Origin of the sequence: Stenotrophomonas sp. WHRI 8082 (assembly GCF_040223995.2) — a bacterium.
GTDB lineage: Bacteria > Pseudomonadota > Gammaproteobacteria > Xanthomonadales > Xanthomonadaceae > Stenotrophomonas.
Genome location: NZ_CP167826.1, coordinates 2,167,756 through 2,191,819, shown reverse-complemented (window position 1 = coordinate 2,191,819; position 24,064 = coordinate 2,167,756). Strand labels below are relative to the sequence as shown.

Here is a 24,064-nt window from a genome sequence, read left to right as displayed (position 1 = left end):
ACGACGGGAAGCAGGCTGTACAGACGCATGGCGTTCTCCTTCAGCGGGGACGGAACAGATAATGGGCGACCTGCCACTGCTGGCCGTTTTCATAGCCGAACAGCTCGGCACACGCCATCCAGAACATCCGCCAGCGCTGGAACCACAGCGCGGCAGCGGCATCGCCGTAGGTCTGCCGCAGCACGGGCATCAGCGCATCGCGCTGGCTGTCCTGGTTGGCAAGCCAATGGTTGGCGGTGCGCTCGTAGTGCGTGCCGTCCAGCAGCCAACGCTGCTGCAGCAGCAGGTCGTGCTGGAAATGCAGCAGGGTATCGGCGGCGGGCATCAGGCCACCGGTGAAGAAATGCCGCCCCATCCAGTTGTCATCCCCCTGGGTCTCGAAGGGATACATCAGCGTGCGGTGCACGAAGATATGCACGAACAGCGCGCCGTCGCTGCGCAGCCAACCGGCGATGCGGCCCAGCAGGCGGTCGTAGTTGCGCATGTGCTCGAACATCTCGATGGAGATCGCGCGATCAAATGCATGCTCCGGCAGCTCCAGGTGGTTCACATCGCGCGTCAGCACCGTGACATTGCCCAACCGGCGCGCCTTGCACTGCGCTTCGATATGCATCCGCTGGCCGTTGGAGTTGGACACGGCGGTGATGCGCGCGTTCGGATAACGTTCGGCCATCCACAACGTCAACGACCCCCAGCCGCAGCCCAGCTCCAGGATGTCCTGACCGTCTGCCAGACCCGCACGCTCGGCATACAGTTCCAGCATGGCTTCCTCGGCCTGGTCGAGCGTTTCATGACCGGTGCGGTAATAGCAGCTGCTGTATTTCAGGCGCTTGCCCAGGCAGGCCTCGAAGAACGCGGCGGGTACCTCGTAGTGCTGGCGGTTGGCGGCGTCCACATGCAGTGCCAGTGGGCTGCCGGCCAGCTCGGCGATACGCTCGGAGAAGCGCGCGGACTGCGCATCGGTACCGCCTTCCTGCTCTTCGCGCAGGCGCTGTGCGCACTGCTGGCGGATGCCCAGGCGCAGCAGCGCATCAGGCAGCAGGCCACGTTCTGCCAGGCCGGTCAGCCCCGGCGCGTAGTCGGCCGTAGGCAGACTCTGGATATCGGTGCTCATGGGCGGAACTCCTTGGATGCAGCAGATTTACGGGGAAACCACGGGAAGATCATCGAGGTGGTGCGCTGGTACTCGCGGTAGTCATCACCGCGGCTGCGCAGCGCCTGTTTTTCAGTGAAGGGCACACCGCTCAACCAGCGCAGGAAGACGTACATGACCAGCGGACCGGACCACGACAACCACCAGAGCGGCGAACCCACCGCAAGCAGCACGTAGGTGAACCAGTGCAGCCACTCGAAGAAATAGTTGGGATGCCGTGAGTAGCGCCACAGGCCATCGCGGCAGGTACGGCCCTTGTTCTCCGGCTTGGCGCGGAAGCGGGCCAGCTGGCGGTCGGCCAAGCCTTCGCCGCCGACGCTCGCCAACCACACCACCGCCGCCGCGATCACCCAACCCACGCCGTCAGTGCGCGGGTTGAGCGCCACGGCGATGAAGGGCAGCGCGAACAGCACCACCAGCAGCGCCTGCGCCTGGAAGAAGCCGAAAATTTTGCCCTGGTGCCCGTTCCAGTGCTCGCGCAGGTAGCGGTAGCGGCCGTCTTCATCCTCGCTGCGCACGCGCTGCCACAGGTGGAGCGCCAAGCGGGCTCCCCACAGCCCGCCCAGCACGCCCAGCGCCATCCGCGGCAGCAACGCGCCTTCCCCCAGCAGCGCCAGCAGCAGCGCGGCGGCCGCCACACTCTTTGCCCACAGCACATCCACGACACCGATATTCTCGTTGCGACGTTGCCACCACCAACCCCAGCTCATCACCACGGCCGCATACAACCATACCCACCACAACAGCTTCATCGACCCTCTCCTGATTGCAGCCGGGCGCTGCGTTGATACGGCCGCTGCCATCGCCGCGCACAGGCGGCCAAGGCAGGCAGTGCCAGCGACCAGCCCATGCCGAGCACGGCGATGCCCCGCCATGGCGGCGCGGCGAAGGCCACTGAAGAAAATCCCCGCGCAGCAGACAGATACGCCAGCGGGGCCAGCAGCAGGCCGACCAAGGCGGCCAGCCTCCACTGTCGCTGCAGGGCAGCGAAAGAGACCGTCAAGGTCATCGCGAACGATGCCCACAACGCGAGAATCCACACAGGGGCGAGCCACACGGCCGGGGTTCCGGCGGCGTACACCACCAGCCCGCTGGCACCGGCCACACCGTCGACCAGCAGCCCGCAGACGATCGCCACCGCCATCAGCTTCAGCTCGATGCTCGGATGTTCCGACAGCAGCAACTGGCTGACGATGTAGGCCGTGGCGGCCAGCACGGCCGGCCAGTACTGGCCGCGGCCGGCCCCGGCCACCGCGCAGAACCAGACCAGCTGGTTGCCGACCACGTTGCCCCAGAAATGCATGTCAGTGCGTTCCGCTCAGCGCAACGGGACGGTAGCCCGGGCGTGCCATCAGAAGATGCGACACGCCGATCGACCGCTCCAGGAAACCGCCTTCGCAATACGCCAGGTAGAACTCCCACATGCGGATGAAGTTCTCGTCGAACCCCTGCGCACGCACTGCCGGCAACTGCGCCATGAAGCGCGTGCGCCATGTGCGCAACGTCAGTGCATAGGAATAGCCGAAGTCGTGCTGGCCGATCAGCTGCAGGTCGCTGCTATGCGTCTTCGCCGCCAGGATGGCGTTGATGGACGGGATAAAGCTGCCGGGAAACACGAAGCGCTTGATGTAGTCCACGCTGCGTCGTGCCTGCTGGTAGCGCTCGTCTTCGATGGTGATCGCCTGCAGCAGGGCCAGGCCCTCTGGTTTCAGCAGGCGGGTCAGCGTAGCGAAGTAGGTCGGCAGGTACTGCGCGCCGATCGCCTCGATCATCTCGATGGACACCAGCTTGTCGTACTGCCCCTCCAGGTCGCGGTAGTCCTTCAGCAGCAGCGTCACGCGATCACTGAGCCCGGCCGCTTCGATCCTCTGGCTGGCCAGTGCGTGCTGTTCCACCGATATGGTGGTGGTGGTGACATGGCAGCCGATATGGCGTGCGGCATACAGCGCGAAGCCACCCCAGCCGGTGCCGATCTCCACCACGCGGTCGGTCGGCTTCAACTGCAGCTGCTCGCAGATGCGGGCCAGCTTGCGTTGCGAGGCCTGCTCCAGGGTATCGCCGTCTTCATACAGCGCCGAGGAATACATCAGGTCGTCGGACAGGAACAACGAAAAGAACGGGTTACCCAGGTCGTAATGCGCCGCGATGTTGCGTCGGCTGCCCTCGCGCGTATTGCGGCGCAGGTACGCCCAGGCTTTCAGCATCCAACCCCCCATCCGCGCCGGACCGCGCTCCACCCCGTCGAGCAGGTCGCGGTTGCGAACCAACAACTGCACCAGCGCGACCAGGTCGTTGCAGCGCCACTGGCCGCGGATGTAACTGTCGCCGGCGCCGACGCTGCCCTGCGTCGCCACGGCGCGGTAGAACGCAGGATCGTCGACCGTCACGGTCACGGTGGGCCCGCTGCCCGCCACGCCGAGCTGCACTTCGCCCAGCGCGTCACGCACCTGCAGGCAGCCGCCCTGCAGCGGTGCCAGCTTGGCCAGCAGCTGCCGGCGCAGGAATGCGTCCAGGCGACCGGGTTGGGGCAGGGCGATGCGGTGGCTCATGTCGTTCATTGGTTTTTGCCTGCAAGCGAAGGGTGGTCATGTACGGGATTGCGTTTGAGCCAGAGCCGCACTGCCTGCCAGTGGATCGCGCCCACCACCTGCAGGGTCATCAGCGGATGCCGGGCCAGCACGCTCGCCAACCCGGGGCCGTCCAGCGCACGCCGCTGCATCGATTGCGTTGCATCGAACTGGCGCTGTCCTTCGCGCCAGACCTGCATGTGCACGCGCAGGTCGTCGCCGGGTACGGTAAAGCGCCAGTCGTAGCGACAGTCCATCTGCATGAAGGGCGAGACATGGAACTGCTTGTCGAAGCGCCAGCGCAGCGCACGGCCACGCGTCTCCGCATCGGCTACCGGCAGCACATAGGCGTGGCGCTCTTTCCAGGGCGTATTGGTGATTTCGGCGACGATGCAGTCCAGGGTCTCGCCATCGGCGGCGTGGCAGTAATAGAAACTCACGGGGTTGAACACATGGCCCGCATGCCGCAGGTGGGCAAGCAGGCGTACCGGGCCGACCGGACGATGGCCCAGCACCGCTTCAGCGCGGTCACGCACCGCCTCGGCCAGTGGCTGATCCGGGTCGCCCAGGTAGTCACTGCGGCGGAACTCGGCCAGGTTGCGGCGACCCACCGACCACAACCAGCGTCGGTCGAATACGGTGTCCACTTCGTCCAGATCCAGCAGAAGCTGCGCGATCGGGTAGCGGAACGCATGCGCATGCGGCAGGTGCCGACGGTGCACGACGTGTCCGCGGTAGATCGCGCTGTTGCTCATACCGTGCTTGCCTCGCGCTGCGGCCAGTGCGTTTCGGCACTGACGGCATGCAGGGCGTCCACCACGCGGCGTGCGCTGCGGATGCCATCCTCGTGGAAACCCCAACCCCAGTAGGCGCCGGCAAACCAGGTGTGGCGGCGCCCCTGCACCTCATGCCAGCGGCGCTGTGCGCGCACCATGGCGTGATCGTGCACCGGATGCGCGTACCGCAGGCGGCGCAGCACCTTCGACGGATCGATGGCCTCACTGCGATTGAGGGTCACCACCAGGGGTGTCGGCGTATCCAGCCCCTGCAGCAGGTTCATGCAGTAGCTCACCGTGCAGGCCTGCGCCGGGTCGCGCGGCACGTGGGCGTTCCAGGCGGCCCACGCCTTCCGGTTGCGCGGCAGCAGGCTGGCATCGGTGTGCAATACGACCTCGTTTTGCTGGTAGCGGATGGCGCCCAGCACACCGCGTTCCACCGCGTCAGGGTCCTGCAGCAGCGCCAGTGCCTGGTCGCTGTGGCAGGCCATCACGACGTGGTCGAAGCCTTCGGCACCGGCCGCACTGTGGATCAGTACGCCATCGGCCAGCCGTTCCACCGCCAGCACGGGGCACTCCAGCCGCTCGCGCACCTGCCAGCGGCGGCGCAGCGCATCCACATACCGTGCCGATCCGCCCTGCACTACGCGCCATTCCGGGCGCGCGCTGATCTGCAGCATCTGGTGATTGGCCATGAACTGCACCAGATAGCGCGCCGGGAAATCGCGCACCGTGCTGGCCGGCGATGACCACAGCGCCGAGGCCATCGGCAGCAGGTGTTCCTCTATGAAGGCCTCGCCATAGTGATGATCGTGCAGGTACTGGCCCAGCGTCGGACCGGCTTCATCGCCTTCGAGCAATGCCGGTGCCTCGCGATAGAAGCGGCGCAGGTCGCCGAGCATCCCCCAGAAACGCGGCGACACCAGGTTGCGGCGCTGGCAGAACAACGTGTTCAACGAGGTCGCGTTGTACTCGACACCGCTGCGTTCGCTGTGGGCGGAAAAGCTCATGGTGGTCGGCTGCGAGGCCACCTGCAGTTCGTCGAACAGGCCGGTCAGCAGCGGATAGTGCTGGGGATTGAAGACGATGAAGCCGGTATCGACCGCCACGGTGCGGCCATCCACCTGCACCGCGTGCGTGTGGGTATGGCCACCCAGATAGTCGTTTGCTTCGAAGAGGGTGACCTCATGCTGGCGGTCCAGCCACCAGGCGCTCGCCAATCCTGCGATGCCCGACCCGATCACGGCGATGCGCATGTCAGCTCCTCGCCTTGGCCAGCACCCAGGCGGGAACCGGCTTCAGGCCGTTCACCAGGCGCAGCGCCTGCATCAGCCGGAGCCCGTACCAGGTGATGTCCACTTCGTACCAGCGGAAGCCTTGGCGGGCCGTGCCGGGGAAGAAGTGATGGTTGTTGTGCCAGCCCTCGCCAAAGGTCAGCAGGGCCAACCACAGGTTGTTGCGGCTGTCATCGCCGGTGTCGTAGCGCTGCTTGCCGAAGCGATGGGCGAGTGAGTTGATCGTCACCGTGGCATGGAACAGCACCACGGTGGACACGAAGAAGCCCCACACCAGCATCTGCGGCCCCGTGGTGCCCAGCGACGGCGCAACGTGCTGCAACAGCGCGCCCAGGCCAAACAGCGCGGCGGCCAAGGCGACCGGTACGAGGGTGTCGAACCGGTCCAGCCAGCGCAGTTCCGGGTATTTGGCCAGGTCGGGGATGCGCGACCAGTCGGTACGGAAGCCCTCACGGGTCAGGAACCAGCCCATGTGGCTCCACCAGAAGCCCTGCTCGCGCGGCGAATGCGGATCCAGCGGCTGGTCGGCGTGGCGGTGGTGGTTGCGATGGTGGGCAGCCCACCACAACGGGCCACGCTGCACGCTGGACGCCCCGATCAGGGCGAACAGGAACTGCACGACACGCGAGGTATGGAAGGTGCGGTGGGAGAAGTAACGATGGTAGAACGCGGTGATGGCGAACATGCGCACCGCGTAAAGCAGGACGGCCACGGCCACGGCTACCCAGGACACCCCTACCCAGATCACGGCCACGCAGGCCAGATGCAGGCCCACGAACGGAATTGCCCGCAGCCAGTCGATGCGATGACCGTCCGGGTCGGCCGATTCTGCAGCCGCAGGCGACCGCGCATCGGTGTCGAACCAGCGCAGCAGGGTGGACCAGCGCCGCGGGCGGCGCGGGGGTGAAGCAGGTGTGGCCGACATCGTGCATCCCTCCTGGAGCTACTGACAGGAGATACGATGACAACGGCCGTGTGGATGCAGTGTCCGGAAAATAAATTCCGGACCCCTACAGGTTGGCGATATCTCCCTTGGCGACCACCGGCCCGGTCGGCGCGGCATGCGGTGCGCCTGCGGTGGGCTCCAGGGTGATGGCCAGCACCGAGCCGTTGACCAGCGCAGCGCGCAGTTCGGTCGGCACGTCCACCGTGTGGGCGCGGTCATTGGACACCAGGCCCAGCGATATCGGCGCGCCGCCGGCCGGGATCACCCACAGCTCTGGTGCACGGCCCTGCGCGTCGGCTGCACTGGGCACCGGCACCATCAGCACCTTGCCCAGTGCGGCGTCCACGGAGGCCAGCCAGCCGGCTCGCCCATCGTCATGCAGCAGCGGGGTAACCGGGCGGGTGGCCTGCTCCGGCTCGCTGGCCGGTACCGGCGTCGGCGTCGTGGCGACCGGAGTCGGCAACGGCTGCTCGGGTGCCGGGCGGGTGAACACCGCGACCAACGCCAACGCCGCCGCCAGGGCCGTCGCGCCCTGCCAGAAGCCGGTGCGTTTCCAGGGACGGGGAGCGGGCGCCGCATCGAAGGCCGCCCAGCCCAGTTCGCGGCGGACGCGCAGCCAGACATGCGCAGGCACCGGCGCGCTGCCGACTTCCTCGAGCAAGGGCGCCAGCCGCTCTTCCCACTGACTCACCAGTCGCGCGAAGCCTGCATCGGCGCTGATCCGCTGCTCGGCGTCGGCACGCTGCCCGGCGTCCAGCACGCCCAGCACGTACTCACCGGCCAACTGATCGGCGCTGGGTGGCTGTTCGTCTTCCTGTTGGAGGTCTCGGATGTTCATGGTTCCAGGCATACCCGCAACTGGGACAGGCCACGGCGGATCCAGCTCTTCACCGTGCCCAGGGGTGTGGCAAGACGGCGCGCCAGTTCATCGTGGCTGGCGCCATCCAGAAAAGCAGCGCGTATCAGACTGCGCCGCCGCGGTTCCAGCGCCTGCAGGCAGGCCGTCAGCCGTGCACTTTCATCGTTGTGCTCGGCCAACTGCGCCGGTTGCAGATCACCGTCCGGCAGTTCCTCGGCGATGGACACATCGTCCAGCGCGCGCGGGGGCGCTGCACGCAGGCGGTCGATGGCCCGGTTGCGCGCCAGCATGGACAGCCAGGTCATCGCCGATGCCTTGCTGCGGTCGAAGCGCGGGGCCTTGTGCCAGACGGTCACGAAGACCTCCTGCAGTACATCCTCGGCTTCACCGCGGTCGCGCAACAGGCGCAGGCAGATAGCGAACAGACGGCCCGCCGACTGCTGGTACAGCGCATCGAAGGCCGGCCGATCCTGCGCCGCCACCTGTTCGAGCAGGGCGTCGAGGCGGCGCGCGTCGGCACCGTCGTGGGCGTCCAGCTGGGGCATCGCAGGCTCCGCATCACACTGGGATAGACCTGCATCCTCGTTGCTCGTGACGCATATCGCAAGCCCGTCAGCCCGTGCATGAGGCCACCAGGGGCTGCGCGCGCGCCTGTGCAAGCACGTTGTCATCGGCGGCTTGCGGCGGATCCTTGAAGCGTACGCGGACCTGCGGCCACGCCCCGTTGGCATCGCGCACGTTGCCGGTGCCTTCGAACTCCAGCAGGCGGCGACCCTCACGGGCATAGACCAGGCTCACGGCGGGCACCGCAAAGCCGAACCAGGCATCGAGCTGCATCTGCAGCTTTTCGGCCGGTTGCCCCTGCCAGTCGATGGCGGCGACGCGGCGCAGCGTTACCGGCACCCAGCGCTGGCGGCTAGTGAGCAGGAACGGCAAGGCCACGGTGTCGCCCCTCAGCAGCGTTGACCAGTGCGCACGCACGGCGGCGTCGAATCCGGCATCAATCACCCCGCCGGCCGGCATCTCAAGCGCCTTGCCCTGTTCGGCCGCGGCGGTAGCGGAGCGGATGCTGACTACCCGCTTGCTCCCTTGGCGCTGCACCGACTCGCGGCGTCCGTCGCGCCCGTCGAGGAACTCGAAATCCGGCGCCTGCGCGTCGGCGGCGGGTGGCATCCATTTGCGCGCGAAGGGCCGCCCGTCGGTGCAGCGATACAGCACCAATCGCGCCTGCCGCCCGTCCACGTCCTGCAGGTAGTGGGTCTCGCGGTAGAGCGGACGGCCCTCTTTGGGCGACACCGCTACGCCCTCCACGCGGGTCAGGGCCGCACCCGCAGCAAGGGGCATGAAGGCGGTCAGCAACAGGAACGGGGAGAAAGAGGCGCGCATGGCGTGGGTCCGCAGGGGGCTCATGGGCATATACGGCGCAGGCGGCACTTTGGATGCAGGGTGACCGAAACGGCGCTTGACCGCGCAGCCGCTTCGGCCTAACGTGTGGTCGCCGAAGGTATCCATCGCTTCATTCGGATGAAGGGATGGATTTAAACGGGAATCCGGTGACCGTGCCCTGTGCACGCATTCCGGAGCTGCCCCGCAGCGGTGAATGGAAACGACCTCCGCCAACAGCACTGGGCCAACGCCTGGGAAGCGGCGGACACTAGGTGGGCGGCAACGCCCGTGTCCAACAGCCCGAATACCGGCCCCGGCCGGGGGACACGTCCGTCCCCCGATCTGACCTGGAATCTCCGCGGGGAGGTTGCCCGGGCCCATGCCGTCCCGCCGCCTGCGGGATGCGTCGGCACGTGCACCTGTCCACGGCATCCGGTTCGCCCGCGGGGGCGAAGGTCGCTGGCAGGATGGGCGTAGGCCGGCAACGGCGCGCGACCTCCCGCGGTTCCTTCGTTCCTCAATGCCGACATGCAATGAGGACACGCTGCAATGACTATCGTTACCAACCTGGGTTTTCCCCGCATCGGCGCCAAGCGCGAATTGAAGCGGGCTCTCGAACGCCACTGGAGTGGCGAGGATGACATCGCCACCCTGCAGGCCAGCGCCGCCGCACTGCGCGCACGCCACTGGCAACTGCAGGTCGACGCAGGTGTCGACGTGCCGCCGAGCAATGACTTCAGCCTGTACGACCAGGTGCTGGATACCGCCTTCCTGTTCGACGCCATACCCACGCGCTACCGCGCGCTTGCAGAGCGTGAGCCGCTGGCCGCGTACTTCGCGATGGCCCGCGGCCTGCAGCGCGATGGAATCGACCTGCACGCGCTGGAGATGACCAAGTGGTTCGACACCAACTACCACTATCTGGTACCGGAACTGCAGGCCGGGCAGGCGTTCGCCCTGCGCGGTGACAAGCCGCTGAGCGAATTCCGCGAGGCCAAGGCACTGGGCATCCACACCCGCCCGGTCGTGCTGGGGCCGGTGAGTTTCCTGCTACTGGCCAAGACGACCGATGGGTCTTCCGCGCTGGACCTGCTGGACGCACTGCTGCCGGCCTATGTGGACCTGCTGGCGCACCTGAAGGCAGCGGGTGCCGATTGGGTGCAGCTGGACGAACCGCTGCTGGTGCAGGACCTGGATGCGGCGGCACAGGGGGCGTTCGAGCGCGCGTATGCGGTGCTGGGTGCGAACGCGGCAGCGCGACCCAAGCTCCTGCTGGCTACCTACTTCGGGGCGCTGGACGACAACCTGGCCCTGGCCACGTCGCTGCCGGTGGAAGGCCTGCACGTGGACCTGGTGCGCGCGCCCGAGCAGTTGGATGCCGTGCTGAACGCCTTGCCGGCCGACCGCGTGCTGTCGGCCGGCCTGGTCAACGGGCGCAACATCTGGCGTACCCAACTGGACAATGCGCTGATCCTGGCGCGCTATGCACAGACCGATCGCGGTCATGATCTGCTGTGGCTGGCACCGTCGTGCTCGCTGCTGCACACCCCGGTGGATCTGTCGCTGGAAAAGAAGCTGGACGATGACCTGCGCAGTTGGTTGGCGTTCTCGCGGCAGAAGCTGCAGGAACTGCGCGTGCTGGCCGACGCACTTGATGGCCAGCCGTCTGCGGACGCCGGGCTGGCCGCCAACCGCGATGCACTGGATGCGCGCCGTCGCTCGCCCCGCGTGCACAACCCCACCGTGGCCGCGCGTCTGGCCGGCTTGGGCAAGGCCGACGCACAGCGCCATGGGACCTATCCGCAGCGACGGTTGGCCCAGCATGCCGCGCTGCAACTTCCGCTGCTGCCGACGACCACGATCGGTTCGTTCCCGCAGACGCTGGACGTGCGCGACGCCCGCGCCCGGCACAAGTCCGGCAGACTTTCGCTGGCCGACTACGAGGCGTTCCTCGAGCAACAGACCGCTGACTGTGTGCGCGTGCAGGAGGAACTGGGACTGGACGTGCTGGTGCATGGCGAGTTCGAGCGCAACGACATGGTGGAGTACTTCGGTGAGCAGCTCGAAGGGTTCGCTTTCACCGGCAACGGCTGGGTGCAGAGTTACGGCTCACGCTGCGTGAAGCCGCCGGTGATCTTCGGCGATGTCAGCCGGCCGCAGCCGATGACGGTGCGCTGGTCTCGCTATGCGCAGTCCCTCACCCGCAAGCCGATGAAGGGCATGCTGACCGGGCCGGTGACGGTGCTGCAGTGGTCGTTCGTGCGCGATGACCAGGAACGCGATGTCACCTGCCGGCAGATCGCGTTGGCGCTGCGCGATGAAGTGAATGACCTGGAGGCGGCCGGCATCGGCGTGATCCAGGTCGACGAGCCGGCCATCCGCGAAGGACTGCCGCTGCGTCGCGCACAGTGGCGCGCCTATCTGGACTGGGCAGTGGAATCGTTCCGCATCAGCACCAGCGGGGTACGCGACGCTACGCAGATCCACACGCATATGTGCTATTCGGAGTTCAACGACATCATCCACTCCGTTGCGGCGATGGATGCGGATGTGATCTCGATCGAGACCTCGCGTTCGCGGATGGAGTTGCTGGATGCCTTCGTGCGCTTCAACTATCCCAACGAGATCGGCCCGGGCGTGTATGACATCCATTCCCCGCGCGTGCCGGACAAGGCGGAGATGGTGGACCTGCTGCGCAAGGCCCTGTCGGTGCTGAAGCCGGAGCAGTTGTGGGTGAATCCGGACTGCGGCCTGAAGACCCGCGGCTGGCCGGAAACCCGCGCCGCGCTGGAAGCGCTGGTGGCCGCTGCGGCGGAACTGCGTGCCGAGCATGCGGAGTCCAGCGTGGCCTGATCCAACGACCCGGGGGGAAGCGCTGCAGCGTAGAGGCGACCAGGTGGAGCCGTCCGGGTGGTCGGCTCTACCCTTCCGCCTCTACCCCGCTGACGGCCCTGCCGTTACCCTGATGCCATGAACACCCTTCCCGCCCACGTGGCTCTGATCGTCGTCGACCTGCAACCGGACTTCATGTCCGGTGGCGCCCTGGCTTGTCTTGAGGGTGATGCGCTGGTCGCGCCCATTGCCGCGCTGTTGGCGCAGAAGCGGTATCGCACAGTGGTGGCCACCCAGGACTGGCACCCGGCCAACCACGCGTCCTTCGCCAGTCACTACCCTGACGGGCAGCCGTTCGCCCAGATCCCGCTGCACGGACATGCGCAGACGTTGTGGCCGGATCACTGCATCCAAGGTTCGGCAGGCGCCGCGCTGCATACGGGCGTTGATTGGAATGCAGCCGACATGGTGCTGCGCAAGGGCAGCAACCCGCAGGTGGATTCGTACAGCGCGTTCCGCGAGAACCATGGCCCCGACGGCACCCGTCCGCCGACCGGCCTGGCCGGCTGGCTGCGCGAGCGCGGCATCAGCGAGGTGCATGTATGTGGGCTGGCGCGTGACTACTGCGTGCTGTGGACCGCACAGGACGCCGTCAGTGCCGGCTTCGCCGTGGGCTTCCACTGGGACCTGACCCGACCGGTCAGTGCCGACAACGACGATGCCACCCGACAGGCATTGGCGACCGCGGGTATCGCGCTGCTGTGACCTGAGGCCCCGCGCGGGAACGCGCAACGCGATGCCCGACGCAGGCCGCGCTTCGCGCTCGCCGAGCGTGGCTCGGCGCTACCCGGGCTCGGCCTCAGCGGAACACCACGGTCCGATGCCCGTTGAGCAGGATGCGGTGCTCTACATGCCGGCGTACCGCGCGGGCCAGCACCTGGGATTCGGTATCGCTGCCCAGCCGCACCAAGTCGCGTGGGGTCATCGCATGGTCAACACGCGCCACATCCTGTTCGATGATCGGCCCTTCATCGAGGTCTTCGGTCACGTAGTGCGCGGTGGCCCCGATGATCTTGACCCCGCGCGCGTGCGCCTGATGGTACGGCTGCGCACCCTTGAAGCTGGGCAGGAAGCTGTGATGGATGTTGATCGCCCGCCCGGCAAACGCGCGGCACAGCGTCGGCGAAAGGATCTGCATGTAGCGCGCCAATACCACCAGATCAATCTGCTCGCGCTCGACCAAATCGATCAGCTGCCGTTCCTGCACGTCGCGCGTATCCGCGTTGACCGGCAGGTGATGGAACGGAATGCCATACGAGGCCGCCATCGGCGCGAAGTCGGCGTGGTTGGAGGCCACCGCCGCGATATCCACCTTCAACTGGCCGCTATGGGCACGGAACAACAGATCGTTGAGGCAGTGGCCCTGCTTGCTGACCAGCACCAGCAGGCGCGCCCGGCGACGGCCGTCATGCAGTTGCCAGTCCATGCCGAAGCCTTCGCCCAACGCGGTCATCGCCGTGTGCACCGTCTCCAGCGGCAAGCCGGCATCGCGGTCGAAATGCACGCGCAGGAAGAATCGGCCACTCTCCTCATCGCCGAACTGCTGAGCATCGAGGATGTTGCAGCCATGCTCGTACAGCAGTCCGGACACGCGGTAGACAATGCCGGTACGGTCAGGGCAGGACAGGGTAAGGATGGAGTCGGGTCGCATCCGGCCAAGTCTAGGCCACCATGCTGCGCTGCGGAATGGATGCTGTCAGATGCAACCGTCAGCGTCCCTCCCCGATCACAGACCGCAGCTTGCGCAGTGCGGCGCCATCGTCTGTCCACCCGCTGGCGCTGGCCCGCAGCTCGCCGTCACGCAGCACGTGGAACGTCGGGGTCGAGCCGGTCAACAACGGGGCCCACGCAGCGCCGGGTTGCATCGGCTGCATCGGCAGATCCGGATGTGCGGCATTCCACTCGAGCATCCGGGTGACCGGCCAGCTATTGTCGCTGGGCACTACGACCTGCAGCTGTGGCCGCAGCCAGGCCAGCGTAGGGTCGTCGGCAATCGCGGCCAGCGCATCCATCGAAAAACCACAGTACGGATGCACCAGTGCGATCACCCGGGTGCCATCGCGTGGCAACTCAGCCAGGCGGGCATGCAGCGCATCCTGCAGCTGCAGCACCTGCAGACCCGCCGTGCGTTCGCCACTGACCACAGGCAGTTCGTCCACCTTCAACGCTTCGCTCTGACGCAGCGCGTTGGCGGCCGCGAACCGACGCTGTGCGACCAGTGCGCCGTACAGGTCCCGCGCCGCCTGTGCGCTGTCAGTTCCGGATTGCTTCACGCGCTGGAACAGGCAGGTCATCCGCTGCAGCAGGGCAGGTTCGCGCGCGTAGAAGTTGAGTTGCCAGGTCGCTGCGAAGAGGTCGTCCAGGTCGCTGGCGGCGACGGTATCGCACAGGTCGGATGATTGCGTGTCCAGCGCTGCAACGCGTGCATCGGACACGTAGACCGCGCGCAGATGCTGGATCCGTTGCGCGAGCGGCTGCCCTCCGCTGCCTTCGTCTAGCGCTTGCATCCGTGCCGCCAGGCCCGTCGCCGGATCCAAAGGCGCAGCCGCCGCCACCGAGGAAGACAGCAGCAGGGACAGCAGCAGGGCGCGTGTCATCGAGTGCATCGGGAATTCCTTTCCAGACGGAACGCCTTGATCCTGCCACGATGCGATGCGCGGAGCCAGCGCCCGCCGCGTCAGCCGGGCGGGTGCACGGTCAAGGCCACCAGCCGCAGCACCAGGGGACGGACCACCAGCACGCAGCAGAACGCGACCGGCATGGCGAGGGCATAGGCCTGCAGCACGCGCGCCAGGTAAGCCCCGTCCACGCCGGCATGCGCCGCTGTGATGACCATGCACATCAGCATCGCCATGATGCCGGCCATGAAGAAGGCAAACACGTAGGGCGTGGTGCGGTGGCTCAGTTTCAGGCCGCGGCGGGCAGAGGCGGTGGAATCGGTCATCAGACGGGCGCTGCGGGAACAGCGGGCCAGCATGCCCGAGACGGCCGGTCGGCACAGCCGTCTGCTGCTTGGGACAGACCGAAGCAGATCTTTGGGTGCGACCGTGGCACGCTGTGCGGTCATGAACCTGCTCCAGCTCATCCGCACTTTCACCCGTACCGCCGAGGCCGGCAGCATCGCTGGCGCAGCCCGTGCCCTGGGCATCAGCGCCACCGCCGTCGGCCAGAACATCGCACGGCTGGAGGCGCACCTGGGCGTGCGCTTGTTCAACCGCAGCACCCGCTCGCTGTCGCTCAGCGAGGCCGGCGCGCTGTACCTGGCCAAAGTGCAGCACATCGAGGCCGACCTGGCCGGCGCGCAGGCCGCCGTGAGCAGCGGCGACATCGAGCCGGTGGGACCCCTGCGGATTGCCTGCAGCCGTGCGTTCGGCCGGCACGTATTGGCCCCCATGCTGCCAGCGCTGCAGCGGCGCCACCCGCAACTGCAGGTGGAACTGCGGCTGTCCGACCGCGCCGTGCGGCATGCCGAAGAGTCGGTGGATGTCAGCATCCGCATCGGCGCCCAGCTGCAGGATGGATTGGTGGCACGGCCCTTGGCGCGCATCCCGTTCGTGTTCTGCGCGGCGCCCTCCTATCTGGAACAGGCCGGCACGCCCACGTCACCAGAGCAGTTGGCCGCTCACCGCGCGCTGTTGTTCCGCTTCCCCGCTGATGGCCGGCCGCTGCGCTGGGGGCTGCTGGGGGAACAGGGACGCGTGGAAGCCACGATGCAGACCGGCATGATCTGCGATGACATCGACGCATTGGCTGAACTGGCAGCCGCAGGCGGCGGCATCACCCGGCTGGCCGCCTTCGTTGCCGAACCCTACCTGCGCGACGGACGCCTGCAGACCGTGCTGGCCGACGACCCGCGCTGGATGCCGGAACCGATGGAGATGTTCTTCTGCCTGAGCGACCGCCGCGACTTCACTGCCCGCATCCGGGTGTTGTTCGAGCATCTGCAGGCGGGCTTGCCGACGGCATGGCAGGTGCAGGCAGGCTGACGCCGCGGCGCGGTATAACCGACGGGGTAGAGCCGACTTCAGCCGGCTGCTCTGCACGGGAATCCGGTTGCGTTCGGGAGAGCAGCCGACTGAAGTCGGCGCTACCTAAGCGGTGCGTGGGCATCCCACGCACCGACGGTTCTCGGATCAGCGCGTCTCGAACACGCCGCGGGCTTCGCGCGGTTCGCAGCGCAGGTACTGCGGCGCGGGGGCCACGCTGTCGCCCAACGCGGCGGCGGCATGCCACGGCCAGCGCGGGTCGTACAGGATGCCGCGGGCCAAGGCGATGGCGTCGGCATGGTTGTGGCGCAGGATCGACTCGGCCTGGTCCGGCTCGGTGATCAGGCCCACGGCGATCACCGGCATGCGGCCCTTGGCCTTGATCGCCGCAGCGAAGGGCACCTGGTAGCCCGGGCCGATTTCGATCTTCTGGCGCTCGTCCAGTCCGCCGCTGGATACGTGCAGGAAGTTGCAGCCGCGCGATTCCAGGATCATCGCCACGGTCTCGGTCTGGGTGATGTCCCAGCCGCCCGGTACCCAGTCGGTGGCGGAGATGCGCACGCCGACCGCAATCTTCGGCGACACCGCCTCACGCACCGCGTCGTACACCTCGATCAGCAGCCGCATGCGGTTGGGCAACGCGCCACCGTAGCCGTCGGTGCGCTGGTTGCTCAGCGGCGACAGGAACTGGTGCAGCAGGTAGCCGTGCGCTGCGTGCAGTTCGATCAGCTGGATGCCCAGACGCTCGGCGCGACGCGCACTTTCAGCGAACGCTTCAACGATCCCGGCGATCTCGGCTTCGGTCAGTTCATGCGGGGCCGGGTTGCCGGCGTGGAACGGACGCGGCGACGGTGCAACCGGGGTCCAGCCATTGTCATCATCGGCGGGAATCTGCTTGCCGCCTTCCCAAGGCCGCGACACCGATGCCTTGCGACCGGCGTGGCCGAGCTGGATGCCGATCGGCATCGGCGACCAGCGCCGCACCGATTCCAGCACCGTGCCCAGCGCCGCCTCGGTGGCGTCGTCCCACAGGCCCAGATCGGCATGGCTGATGCGGCCGCGCGGCTCTACGGCGGTGGCTTCCAGAATCAGCAGGCCGGCGCCGGACTGCGAGAGGTTGCCGAGGTGGATGGTGTGCCAATCCGTGGCCTGGCCGTTTTCGGCGGAGTACTGGCACATCGGCGCGATCACGATGCGGTTGGGCAGGGTCAGGGGCCCGAGAGTGACGGGCGACAGCAGCTGGCTCACGTGGGGGGATTCGCAGGGGGAAAAAGACAGGGGTCTATTGCAGCGCCGATGGGGTTTCAGATCAAGCGCTGTGTTGGATCACAGGATTGCGCGGGGGGTGGCGTGGCCTGCGTCAGGCCCCTCGATGCCGGAAACAATCCGCCGAGCGTGGCTCGGCGAGCGCGAAGGGCGGCCTGCGTCAGGCCCCGCGAGGCCGGAACCAATCCGCCGAGCGTGGCTCGGCGCTACCACGCTGCGGGCAGTCCGGTAGTGCGGAGCCGTGCTCGGCGAGCGCGAAGCGCGGCCTGCGTAAGACCCCGCGAGGCCGGAAACAATCCGCCGAGCGTGGCTCGGCGCTACCCACGCCGCGGGCAGTCCGGTAGCGCCGAGCCGTGCTCGGCGAGCGCGCAGCGCGGCCTGCGTCAGGCCCCGCGAGGCCGGAAACAACCCGCCGAGCGTGGCTCGGCGCTACCACGCTGCGGGCAGTCCGGTAGTGCGGAGCCGTGCTCGGCGAGCGCGAAGCGCGGCCTGCGTCAGGCCTCACGCGGCGGGCGAGCATCCTGCCAGCCACGGTGCCAATGCCTCGGCACAGTCACGTTCATCCTTGAACGCCAGCAACCCGTCCGCGCGGGTGCGGCCGCGATTCAGCGCGGCCACCGGCAGGCCGGCGTTCGCCGCCGCCTGCACGAACCGGAAGCCCGAATAGACCATCAGCGACGAGCCCACCACCAGCACCGCATCGGCGCGCTGCAGATGGTCGTGCACCGCAGCGACACGATCGCGTGGAACGTTTTCACCGAAGAACACCACGTCGGGCTTCAACAAATCACCGCATTGCAGGCAGTCCGGCACGTTGAACCCAGAGAAATCGGTTTCCAGATCCGCATCGCCATCGGGCGCGATGCCGGCGTCCAACGCATCCCAGCCCGGGTTGGCCTGCAGCAGGCGATCCTGCAGGTCTTCGCGCTCAGTGCGTTGTTCGCAGCCCATGCAGCGCACCTGATCCAGCCGGCCATGCAGATCGATGACGTTGCGGCTGCCTGCGCGCTGGTGCAGCACGTCCACATTCTGGGTCAGCAGCACTTGCAACTTGCCGGTGGCCTCCAGCGCCGCCAGCGCATGGTGGGTGCCATTGGGCACGGCGTGGCCAAAACGCGGCCAACCGACCAGGCTGCGCGCCCAATAGCGCTGGCGCGTGGCCGGTTCGGCCATGAAGGCTTGATACGTCACCGGCGGGGACCGCTTCCACTGGCCATCGGCATCCCGGTAATCCGGAATGCCCGACGCGGTGCTGCAGCCGGCGCCGGTCAGGACGAACAGGCGGCGGGCGCGCGTGATGAAATCGGTAAGCGGCTGGCTCATACGCAATCAAATGGGGGCAGCGGCGCCCCCGCGCAAGCGTCGGATCAGACGATCGGGGAGATATCCGGCAGGGCCGGTACCGCCGTGGGATGGCCTTCGTCGTCCAGCGCGATCATCACGAAGTGGCCGCGCGTGCACAGCTGGCGCTCGCCGTTGTGCAGGTCTTCGGCGATGAGTTCCACCTGCACCTTCATCGAGCTGCGGCCCACCTCGACGATGCGGCCAATCGTTTCCACCATCTGTCCGATGCGGATCGGCAGCTTGAAATCGACCTGGTCGCTGCGCGCGGTGACCACGGTGCGGCGCGAATAGCGTGCTGCGGCGAGGAAGGCGGCCTTATCCATCCATGCCAGCGCCTGGCCACCGAACAGCGTGCCCATGTGGTTGGTGTGGTTGGGAAACACGATCTCGGCCATGCGCACTTCAATGGGCGGCAGCTCAGCAGGAAGTGACGTCATAGCGGCAACCATCGGCGAATGAGTGATTTTTTCAATGATACGGCAATGCGTGAGCCCGTTCTCTTGAGAACCAGCCGATCCGTGCAGAAACTCGGACCCCTGGACGAGGAGGGCGAAACATGAAGCGACGTGCGCTACTTGCCGGCACTGCGGCTGCGTTGATCACCAGCGTGCCGTCCTCTTTTCTTCCCCGGGCGGTACAGGCACAGCCCGCTCATCGTCACCGGAATGCGACCTTACCTCCGCAATGCCCGCACGACTGCAGTCTGGTCGCCGCCTTACAGGCGCATGTTGACCTGATAACCCGGGTAAATACCTGCAGGCGGCCGTTCCGTCATGCTGGACCGCGGATCGAAGCAGAAAAGATCGGTGAAAAGCTGATCATCCACAACTATGGTCATGGCGGAAGCGGCTGGTCACTGTGCTGGGGGTCCAGCCGACAGGCGCTGGGCCTGGCGCAGGCAGCCTCCTCGGGGAACGTCGACTCCATGGCAGTTGCCGGATGCGGACCGTTGGGGCTCAGTGCTGCGTTGCTGGCACAGCGTGCGGGTATCTCCGTCTGCATCTACGCCAAGGCATTGCCCCCCACCATCGCCTCCTTGGGTGCCACCGGCCTGTGGTCGCCTGACTCCCGCTTCTGTGCTTCGGACTACGGTGATGGCTGGACCCGCGCCTGGAATGACATGGCGAACTTCTCGTTCCAGGAACATTCCCAAGCGATCGCACACCCGGGCATGTCTGTGGAATGGTTCAACGGCTACAGGCTATCGTACAACTCATTGCGCGATGACGACCGTTCCTTCGAGGCGCTACCGTACGCAATGGACGAACCGCGTTACGCGAAGTTCGCCAGCAACTTTCTCCCCCCATCGGTTGAACTGCCTCCCGGCAGCCATCCTTTTCCATTGCCTCATGCACGCTGCTTCACGGGGATGATGTTCAATCTCCCTCTTTACGCGCAGGCATTGATGGATGAGTTCCTGGCGCGTGGGGGGCGCATCGAGATCCGAGAATTCCGCTCTCTGGGCGAGCTGGCGGCTCTGCCTGAGAACGTGGTCATCAATGCAACAGGCTACGGCGCCAGGGCATTGGTCGGGGATGAGTCCGTCATTCCCGTCAGAGGGCAAACCGTGCGTCTATCGGTACAGCCCGCCGTACGCTATGCGCTGCGTTCCGGCCGCTTTCTGGTCATGCCACGTCGTGACGGGATACTCGTGCAGAACGTCGCGGAGACAGGCGGCTTCAATAATGCAGATGACACCCCGGACCGGGCCGGAGCAGAAGCTATCGTGCGCGAGCTGCAAGCCGTTACCGATGGCATGCGATGTGCATCAACCCATCCAGCCGGACGGTGAAGTCCAGACGCACAAGGCCCCGGTCTGGTGCCGGGGCCTTGAAATCACGCAGAAACGATCAGGTCAGAAGTTCATGTCGAAGGCGACTTCGCCCTTCACGCCGACCTGGTACGCCGAAGAACGGCGCTCGAAGAAGTTGGTCAGCTCCTGCACGTCCTGCAGTTCCATGAAGGACAGCGGGTTGCGCACGTTGTACTTCTTGTCCATGCCCAGGCGATGGAAATGGTTGTCGGCGCAGTGCTGCAGGTACTGGCGCATGTCGCGGGTGGAAATGCCCGCCACGCCGCCGGACAGCACGTCTTCGGCAAACTGCACTTCACATTCGATCGCTTCGGCCAGCATGTCGTACACCTGCTGCTTCATCGCATCGTCGAACAGATCCGGCTCTTCTTCGCGGATGACGTCCACGCACTCGAAGGCGAACTCCATGTGCGCGCTTTCATCGCGGAACACCCAGTTCGTACCCGACGCCAGGCCGTTGAGCAGGCCGCGCGAACGGAAGTAGTACACGTAGGCGAACGCAGCAAAGAAGAACAGACCTTCGATGCAGGCGGCGAAGCAGATCTGGTTGAGCAGGAACTGACGACGCTGGTCGCGCGTTTCAATGCGGCGCAGGTCCTGGATCGAGTCGATCCACTTGAAGCAGAAGTCGGCCTTCTTCTTGATCGAGTCGATGTTCTCCACCGCGGCGAAGGCTTTGACGCGCTCGTCCGGATCCGGCAGGTAGTTGTCGAGCAGGGTCAGGTAGAACTGCACGTGCAGCGCTTCTTCATACAGCTGGCGCGACAGGTACATGCGCGCTTCGGGCGCATTGAGATGCTGGTACAGGTTCAGCACCAGATTGTTGGACACGATCGAATCGCCGGTGGCGAAGAACGCGACCAGGCGGTGGATCAGGTGGCGGTCGGCCGGCGACATCTTGCTGTGCAGGTCGCTGATGTCGATCTGGAAGTTGATCTCTTCCACCGTCCAGGTGTTCTTGATCGCGTTCCGGTACATCTCATAGAACTGCGAGTAGCGCATCGGACGCAGGGTCAGTTCGAAACCTGGGTCGAGCAGCATCTGGGTGGGTTTATCGGCCATGGGTGTTTCCTGGGTTTACGGGTAAAAACGCCGAGCAGGGCTCGGCGTTACATCGGTGCTGCGTATTACTGGCATGCCTCGCAGCTTTCCGGATTCTCCAGCGAGCAGGCCACGGCATCGACCGGATCGACGGCCGCGACGTGCGTGCTGACCGTGGTCTTGGCGATCTTGGTGGCCGGACGCGAACGCAGGTAGTAGGTGGTCTTGATGCCCTGCTTCCAGGCGTACATGTACATGGAGGACATCGCGCCGATGTTCGGGCTTTCCATGAACAGGTTGAGCGAGGCGGACTGGTCGATGAAGGCACCGCGCTCGGCAGCCATGTCGATCAGCGAACGCATCGGCAGTTCCCACGCGGTGCGGTAGACGTGGCGCAGCGTTTCCGGGATCTGCATGATGCCCTGGATGGAGCCTTCGGCCAGCTTGATCGCATCGCGCATTTCCGGCGTCCAGTGGCCCAGCTTCTTCAGCTCGGTCACCAGGTAACGGTTGATCTGCAGGAAGTCGCCGGACAGCGTTTCGCGCTTGAACAGGTTGGACACCTGCGGCTCGACGCACTCGTAGCAACCGGCGATCGAGGCGATGGTGGCGGTCGGTGCGATCGCGATCATCAGCGAGTTGCGCAGGCCGTGCTCCTTGATGCGCTCACGCAGGGCATCCCAGCGTGCGGTGTCTTCCGGCACCACGTTCCATGCATCGAACTGCAGCTCGCCGCTGGCCGCACGGGTGTCGGCGAAGGACGGATGCTTGCCGCGCTCCTGCGCCAGCTCGCACGAGGTTTCCAGGGCATGGAAGTAGATGCTTTCGGCGATCTTCTTCGACAGCGCGCGGGCTTCGACACTGTCGAACGCCAGGCGCTTGCGGAAGAACACGTCCTGCAGGCCCATGCAGCCCAGGCCGACCGGACGCCAGCGCAGGTTGCCGCGGCGTGCCGATTCGATCGGGTAGAAGTTCAGGTCGATCACGCGATCCAGCTGGCGGATGGCCAGGCGCACGGTGTCGGCCAGCTTGTCGAAGTCGAACTCGCCGTGGCTGTCGAAATGGTTGCCCAGGTTGATCGAGCCCAGGTTGCACACCGCGGTCTCTTCGGCCGAGGTGACTTCCAGGATTTCGGTGCACAGGTTGGACAGGTGGATCACGTTGCCCGCACGCAGGGTCTGGTTGCTGGCGCGGTTGCACTTGTCCTTGAAGGTCATCCAGCCGTTGCCGGTCTCGGCCAGGGTGCGCATCATCCGCGAGTACAGCTTGCGCGCGGAGATGGTGCGGTTGGCCTTGCCCTGCGCTTCGGCCTGCACATAGGCGGCTTCGAAGGCTTCGCCGAACAGATCGGTGAACTCCGGCACGACGCGCGGATCGAACAGCGACCATTCCTGGTCGGCCTCGACACGCTTCATGAACAGGTCCGGGATCCAGTTGGCCAGGTTCAGATTGTGCGCACGGCGCGACTCGTCACCGGTGTTGTCACGCAGTTCGAGGAAATCCTCGATGTCGGCGTGCCAGCTTTCCAGGTACACACAGGCCGCGCCCTTGCGCTTGCCGCCCTGGTTCACGGCCGCGACCGACGAATCCATGGTCTTCAGCCACGGCACGATACCGTTGGAGTGGCCGTTGGTGGACTTGATCAGCGAGCCACGCGAACGCACGCGGGTGTAGCTGACGCCGATGCCGCCGCTGAACTTCGACAGCTGGGCGATGTCGCCGTACTTGGAATAGATGGACTCCAGCGAATCCTGCGGCGAGTCCAGCAGGAAGCACGAGGACAGCTGCTCGTGGGTGGTGCCGGAGTTGAACAGCGTCGGGCTGGACGGCAGGTAATCCAGGTTGCCCATGCGCTTGTACAGCGCCAAGGTTTCCAGCACGTCTTCGCTCAGCGCGCTGGCGATGCGCAGGAAGAACTGCTGCGGGGTCTCGATCACCTTGCGGGTGTGCGGGTGGCGCAGCAGGTACCGGTCGTACAGGGTGCGCAGGCCGAAGTAATCGAAGTGCAGGTCCAGGGTCGGATCGATGGCATCGTTGAGCTTGCGCGCGTTGGTCTGCACGAAGCCCAGCAGGCGATCGTTGATCAGGCCCACTTCGTGGCCGCGGCCGACCGACTGCGAGAACGCGTGGATTTCCTGGCCGGACACTTCCTTGGCGATGTAGTTGGCCAGCAGGCGCGCGGCCAAGCGGCCGTACTCCGGCTCTTCGCCGATCAGCAGCGCCGCGGTGCGGATGGACAGCTCGTCCAGTTCCTGGGTGGTCGCGCCGTTGTACAGGCCGGAAATGGTGCGGGTGGCCACGCGCATCGGGTCCACCGAATGCAGGCCCTCGGAAGAACGCTGCACCGCGCGCACGATCTTGTTCAGATCCACCAGCTCGGTCGTGCCATTGCGCTTGGTCACACTCATGGTGTTCGAAGTCGGCGGCGACGTAAGCAGGAACTCGCTTTCCTTGTCGATGGTGGCACTGGTTTCGCTGGTCACGGCGGGTGGTCCTCTGAGCGTGAGATGGGATGCACGGCGCGCCTGGGCAGGCACGTTCCGGTGCGGATCCGACAGAATGGGGTGAGGGTGTCGCAACAGGCGCGACAGTGACGGAAATGACCGCGCACCGCCTCCTGCAAAACCCGTCACACGATCAGAGATCACGCAGCCAGCGCCGCACATGTGCATGAGCGGCTGTCGGTAAAACGGAAATGCTCCCGTAGGTACCGTTGCGGGGCAGTGCCGGGACCTCTGAT

Annotated in this window: 22 protein-coding genes and 1 riboswitch; of the genes, 4 read left to right on the top strand and 18 right to left on the bottom strand. The window is 66.2% G+C overall.

What is annotated here, in order from left to right; genetic code table 11:
* Window positions 1-40: 40 nt before the first annotated feature.
* The 10 genes from ABRP17_RS09535 to ABRP17_RS09490 form a co-directional block, all read right to left on the bottom strand.
* Window positions 41-1,114: a class I SAM-dependent methyltransferase gene (locus ABRP17_RS09535; protein WP_349985803.1), complete on the bottom strand. Its 1,074-nt coding sequence runs from the start codon at window positions 1,112-1,114 to the stop codon at window positions 41-43.
* Window positions 1,111-1,905 carry a DUF1295 domain-containing protein gene (locus tag ABRP17_RS09530; RefSeq protein WP_188325751.1) on the bottom strand — a complete coding sequence of 265 codons (795 nt, stop codon included), beginning with the start codon at window positions 1,903-1,905 and terminating at the stop codon, window positions 1,111-1,113. Before ABRP17_RS09530 ends, ABRP17_RS09535 begins: the two co-directional genes overlap by 4 nt.
* Window positions 1,902-2,456, bottom strand: a complete 555-nt coding sequence (locus ABRP17_RS09525) for a DUF2878 domain-containing protein (protein ID WP_349985802.1) — start codon at window positions 2,454-2,456, stop codon at window positions 1,902-1,904. Before ABRP17_RS09525 ends, ABRP17_RS09530 begins: the two co-directional genes overlap by 4 nt.
* Before the next feature lies 1 nt (window position 2,457).
* Window positions 2,458-3,711, bottom strand: a complete 1,254-nt coding sequence (locus ABRP17_RS09520; RefSeq protein WP_192082135.1) for a cyclopropane-fatty-acyl-phospholipid synthase family protein — start codon at window positions 3,709-3,711, stop codon at window positions 2,458-2,460.
* Window positions 3,708-4,475: a DUF1365 domain-containing protein gene (locus tag ABRP17_RS09515; RefSeq protein WP_188325748.1), complete on the bottom strand. Its 768-nt coding sequence runs from the start codon at window positions 4,473-4,475 to the stop codon at window positions 3,708-3,710. Before ABRP17_RS09515 ends, ABRP17_RS09520 begins: the two co-directional genes overlap by 4 nt.
* Window positions 4,472-5,752: an NAD(P)/FAD-dependent oxidoreductase gene (locus ABRP17_RS09510; protein ID WP_192082137.1), complete on the bottom strand. Its 1,281-nt coding sequence runs from the start codon at window positions 5,750-5,752 to the stop codon at window positions 4,472-4,474. Before ABRP17_RS09510 ends, ABRP17_RS09515 begins: the two co-directional genes overlap by 4 nt.
* A 1-nt stretch (window position 5,753) precedes the next feature.
* Window positions 5,754-6,716: an acyl-CoA desaturase gene (locus tag ABRP17_RS09505; protein WP_188325746.1), complete on the bottom strand. Its 963-nt coding sequence runs from the start codon at window positions 6,714-6,716 to the stop codon at window positions 5,754-5,756.
* 85 nt (window positions 6,717-6,801) lie between these two features.
* Window positions 6,802-7,575, bottom strand: coding sequence for an anti-sigma factor domain-containing protein (locus ABRP17_RS09500; protein ID WP_192082139.1), 774 nt, complete (start codon window positions 7,573-7,575; stop codon window positions 6,802-6,804).
* Window positions 7,572-8,132, bottom strand: a complete 561-nt coding sequence (locus ABRP17_RS09495) for a sigma-70 family RNA polymerase sigma factor (RefSeq protein ID WP_372486998.1) — start codon at window positions 8,130-8,132, stop codon at window positions 7,572-7,574. Before ABRP17_RS09495 ends, ABRP17_RS09500 begins: the two co-directional genes overlap by 4 nt.
* 76 nt (window positions 8,133-8,208) lie before the next feature.
* Entirely contained in the window at window positions 8,209-9,006 is a 798-nt protein-coding gene (locus ABRP17_RS09490) for a hypothetical protein (protein WP_349985801.1), read from the bottom strand.
* Window positions 9,007-9,081: 75 nt separating this feature from the next.
* Window positions 9,082-9,313, top strand: a riboswitch (cobalamin riboswitch).
* Window positions 9,314-9,531: 218 nt separating this feature from the next.
* On the opposite strand from ABRP17_RS09490, the gene metE reads away from it, so the two are divergent.
* Complete coding sequence (gene metE, locus ABRP17_RS09485; RefSeq protein ID WP_349985800.1) at window positions 9,532-11,835, top strand: 5-methyltetrahydropteroyltriglutamate--homocysteine S-methyltransferase; 2,304 nt, start codon at window positions 9,532-9,534, stop codon at window positions 11,833-11,835.
* A 117-nt stretch (window positions 11,836-11,952) separates the two neighbouring features.
* Window positions 11,953-12,579, top strand: a complete 627-nt coding sequence (pncA, locus tag ABRP17_RS09480; protein ID WP_349985799.1) for a bifunctional nicotinamidase/pyrazinamidase — start codon at window positions 11,953-11,955, stop codon at window positions 12,577-12,579.
* Window positions 12,580-12,673: 94 nt separating this feature from the next.
* On the opposite strand, the gene purU is transcribed toward pncA, so the two are convergent.
* The 3 genes from purU to ABRP17_RS09465 form a co-directional block, all read right to left on the bottom strand.
* Window positions 12,674-13,525, bottom strand: coding sequence for a formyltetrahydrofolate deformylase (gene purU / locus ABRP17_RS09475; protein ID WP_349985798.1), 852 nt, complete (start codon window positions 13,523-13,525; stop codon window positions 12,674-12,676).
* A gap of 58 nt (window positions 13,526-13,583) precedes the next feature.
* Window positions 13,584-14,480 (bottom strand): hypothetical protein, encoded by an 897-nt coding sequence (locus ABRP17_RS09470; RefSeq protein WP_349985797.1) that lies wholly within the window; start codon window positions 14,478-14,480, stop codon window positions 13,584-13,586.
* A 71-nt stretch (window positions 14,481-14,551) separates the two neighbouring features.
* A complete protein-coding gene (locus ABRP17_RS09465) occupies window positions 14,552-14,818 on the bottom strand; it encodes a DUF2798 domain-containing protein (RefSeq protein ID WP_188325739.1) in 267 nt (88 codons plus the stop codon).
* A gap of 121 nt (window positions 14,819-14,939) precedes the next feature.
* Between ABRP17_RS09465 and ABRP17_RS09460 the strand changes: the two genes are divergently transcribed.
* Window positions 14,940-15,860 carry a LysR family transcriptional regulator gene (locus ABRP17_RS09460; RefSeq protein WP_349985796.1) on the top strand — a complete coding sequence of 307 codons (921 nt, stop codon included), beginning with the start codon at window positions 14,940-14,942 and terminating at the stop codon, window positions 15,858-15,860.
* Window positions 15,861-16,007: 147 nt separating this feature from the next.
* On the opposite strand, the gene ABRP17_RS09455 is transcribed toward ABRP17_RS09460, so the two are convergent.
* From ABRP17_RS09455 to ABRP17_RS09445, 3 genes are all read right to left on the bottom strand, one after another.
* Window positions 16,008-17,108, bottom strand: coding sequence for an NADH:flavin oxidoreductase/NADH oxidase (locus tag ABRP17_RS09455; RefSeq protein ID WP_188325737.1), 1,101 nt, complete (start codon window positions 17,106-17,108; stop codon window positions 16,008-16,010).
* A gap of 519 nt (window positions 17,109-17,627) precedes the next feature.
* On the bottom strand, window positions 17,628-18,449 hold the full coding sequence (locus ABRP17_RS09450) for an NAD-dependent protein deacetylase (RefSeq protein WP_349985795.1): 822 nt from the start codon (window positions 18,447-18,449) through the stop codon (window positions 17,628-17,630).
* Window positions 18,450-18,493: 44 nt separating this feature from the next.
* Complete coding sequence (locus tag ABRP17_RS09445) at window positions 18,494-18,907, bottom strand: acyl-CoA thioesterase (RefSeq protein WP_188325735.1); 414 nt, start codon at window positions 18,905-18,907, stop codon at window positions 18,494-18,496.
* Window positions 18,908-19,026: 119 nt separating this feature from the next.
* On the opposite strand from ABRP17_RS09445, the gene ABRP17_RS09440 reads away from it, so the two are divergent.
* A complete protein-coding gene (locus ABRP17_RS09440; RefSeq protein ID WP_349985794.1) occupies window positions 19,027-20,262 on the top strand; it encodes an FAD-dependent oxidoreductase in 1,236 nt (411 codons plus the stop codon).
* 63 nt (window positions 20,263-20,325) lie between these two features.
* Here the strand turns inward: ABRP17_RS09440 and ABRP17_RS09435 are convergent, their stop codons facing one another.
* Window positions 20,326-21,345, bottom strand: a complete 1,020-nt coding sequence (locus tag ABRP17_RS09435) for a ribonucleotide-diphosphate reductase subunit beta (RefSeq protein WP_188325733.1) — start codon at window positions 21,343-21,345, stop codon at window positions 20,326-20,328.
* A gap of 65 nt (window positions 21,346-21,410) precedes the next feature.
* A complete protein-coding gene (locus ABRP17_RS09430; protein ID WP_188325732.1) occupies window positions 21,411-23,807 on the bottom strand; it encodes a ribonucleoside-diphosphate reductase subunit alpha in 2,397 nt (798 codons plus the stop codon).
* Between the last annotated feature and the right edge of the window lie 257 nt (window positions 23,808-24,064).